The sequence below is a fragment of the Saccharomonospora halophila 8 genome (assembly GCF_000383775.1).
GTDB classification, from domain to species: domain Bacteria; phylum Actinomycetota; class Actinomycetes; order Mycobacteriales; family Pseudonocardiaceae; genus Saccharomonospora; species Saccharomonospora halophila.
Genome location: NZ_KB912558.1, coordinates 2693 through 4919, shown reverse-complemented (window position 1 = coordinate 4919; position 2227 = coordinate 2693). Strand labels below are relative to the sequence as shown.

The 2227-nt window shown below is 72.0% G+C and carries 4 protein-coding genes and 1 pseudogene; all 5 read right to left on the bottom strand.

Features of this window, described 5'->3' with window-relative positions; genetic code table 11:
- Positions 1-605, bottom strand: a 605-nt coding sequence (locus SACHA_RS25470) for a flavoprotein (RefSeq protein ID WP_019810574.1), incomplete at its 3' end; no start/stop codon positions are given.
- 7 nt (positions 606-612) lie between these two features.
- A complete protein-coding gene (gene rpoZ / locus SACHA_RS0113330) occupies positions 613-888 on the bottom strand; it encodes a DNA-directed RNA polymerase subunit omega (protein WP_007024613.1) in 276 nt (91 codons plus the stop codon).
- A complete protein-coding gene (gmk, locus tag SACHA_RS0113325) occupies positions 885-1553 on the bottom strand; it encodes a guanylate kinase (RefSeq protein WP_019810572.1) in 669 nt (222 codons plus the stop codon). Before gmk ends, rpoZ begins: the two co-directional genes overlap by 4 nt.
- Positions 1550-1867 (bottom strand): integration host factor, actinobacterial type, encoded by a 318-nt coding sequence (gene mihF, locus SACHA_RS0113320; protein ID WP_007024611.1) that lies wholly within the window; start codon positions 1865-1867, stop codon positions 1550-1552. Before mihF ends, gmk begins: the two co-directional genes overlap by 4 nt.
- A 229-nt stretch (positions 1868-2096) precedes the next feature.
- A pseudogene (locus tag SACHA_RS24555) lies at positions 2097-2227 on the bottom strand (orotidine-5'-phosphate decarboxylase); the annotation flags it as partial.

Here is a 2227-nt window from a genome sequence, read left to right as displayed (position 1 = left end):
GGCTCCCGCGTACCGCCCGCCGAGACGGTGACGCGCAGCCCCTCCAGGTCCCGTGGCAGCGCCTCCGGCCGGGCGAGCAGCAGCCGCGCCAGATCCACGATCTCGGCCGGGTCGGCGAGTCTGCCCTTGCCCGTGTCGGCGCCCGTCAGCCGGCCCGAGGCCGGTTCGGTGACCACCACGCCCCGACCGCGCAGCAGCGCGACGTTGTCGCGGGTGGCGGGGTGTTCCCACATCTCGGTGTGCATGGCCGGGACGAACGCGACCGGACACCGGGCGGTGAGCAGCGTGTTGGTCAGCAGGTCGTCGGCGAGGCCGTGCGCCGCGCGGGCCAGCAGGTCGGCCGTCGCGGGGACCACGAGCACGAGGTCGGCCTCCCGGCCGACGCGGACGTGCTGGACCTCGGGCACCCGGGTGAACACCCCGGTCTCCACCGGGTTGCCGGACAACGCCTCGAACGTGGCGGCACCGACGAAGTGCAACGCCGACTCCGTGGGCACCACCCGGACGTCGTGTCCGGACTCGGTGAGCCCCCGGAGCACCTCACAGGCCTTGTAGGCGGCGATCCCACCGCCGACGCCGAGAACGACCCGGCCGCGCGTGCCCACCGGCCGGTTACTCCCCTTCGGTGTGCTCGAGCAGACCCGAGTGGATCTCGCGCAGCGCGATCGAGAGCGGCTTCTCCCTCGGCCCCGGCTCGACCAGCGGGCCGACGTACTCCAGCAGCCCCTCGCCGAGCTGGGCGTAGTAGTCGTTGATCTGACGGGCGCGCTTGGCGGAGTAGATCACCAGCGCGTACTTCGAGCTGACCTTCTCCAGGAGGTCGTCGATCGGCGGGTTGGTGATGCCCTCGAGGGCCTCGCCCTGCGGCCCCAGCGTAATCGCGGTCACTGACTGTGCTCCGTCTCGTCGCAAGCGGTATTCCGGCCGGTCACCAAGCTTAGCAACTCCCGCGCGGCGGCCCGCACGTCGGCATTCACGACGTGCGTGTCGAACTCCCCCGCGGCGGCGAGCTCGCGCTCGGCCTCCGTCAGCCGGGCCTGCACCGCCTCGTCGCGTTCGGTGCCGCGTCCGGTGAGCCTGCCGACCAGTTCCTCCCACGAGGGCGGCAGCAGCATCACCAGCCGCGCCTCGGGCATCGCCGCCCGCACCTGACGCGCACCGTTGAGTTCGATCTCCAGAACGGCGGGCCTGCCCGCGTCCAGCATCCGCTCGACGGGGGCACGCGGCGTCCCGTAGCGGTTGCCCGCGAACTCCGCGTGTTCGAGCAGTTCACCGCGCCGCACCAGATCCTCGAAGGTCGGCCGGTCGACGAAGTGATAGTGCTCGCCGTCCACCTCACCCGCGCGGGCGGGGCGCGTGGTCACCGACACGCTGAAAAAGATGTCCGGGCACAACCGCCGGAGTTCGCCGACCACACTCGACTTGCCGACTCCGGACGGGCCCGAGACGACCGTGAGCCGGTGCCGGGTGCTCTCCCCCGGCGCCGGCTCACGGTGGGTCGCGCGGCCGCCCCGGGGGCCTGCCGCGTCGACGCCGCGGTCCTGCTCGCTCACTCGCCGCTGAACTCGGCGAGCAGCGCCTTCCGCTGACGGTCGCCGAGGCCACGCAGTCGACGGCTGGAGGCGATCTCCAGGCGCTCCATCGTCTGCTGTGCACGCACCTTGCCCACGCCCGGCAGGGCCTCCAACAGGGCGGAGACCTTCATCTTGCCGAGGACCTCGTCCTCGTCGGCCTGCTTCAGCACGTCGGCGAGGCTCGTGCCACCGCGCTTGAGCCGTTCCTTGAGCTCCGCGCGAGCGCGGCGGGCGGCGGCGGCCTTCTCCAGCGCCGCAGCACGCTGTTCCTCGGTGAGCTGGGGAAGTGCCACGTTTTCCTCCGGTGTTACTCAAAATTCTGGGTGGGTGTGGCGACCGTACCCACCCCCGACCTGGACCTTCAATGCGGGGTGGCGTCGACCTGCGGGCCTGGCACGGACACACACCGCCCTGTGCCGGGCCGTGTGCCGTGGCCTGCCCCGGTGTCGCGCCGGAATCCCCGTGACGCCACGGCAGTCACCCTAGTGCAAGATCAAAATGTACGTGGACCAGGGCAGTGATTCAGCCACCCCGGGGCGGATCGCCGGTGAGCGCGCGGGTCGCGTCGTCCACCGCCGCCCGCAACGCGACCGGATCGGGGCCGTGCCGCAGGATCTCCCGCGACGACGCGGGCACCACGTCCGGCAGGGTCG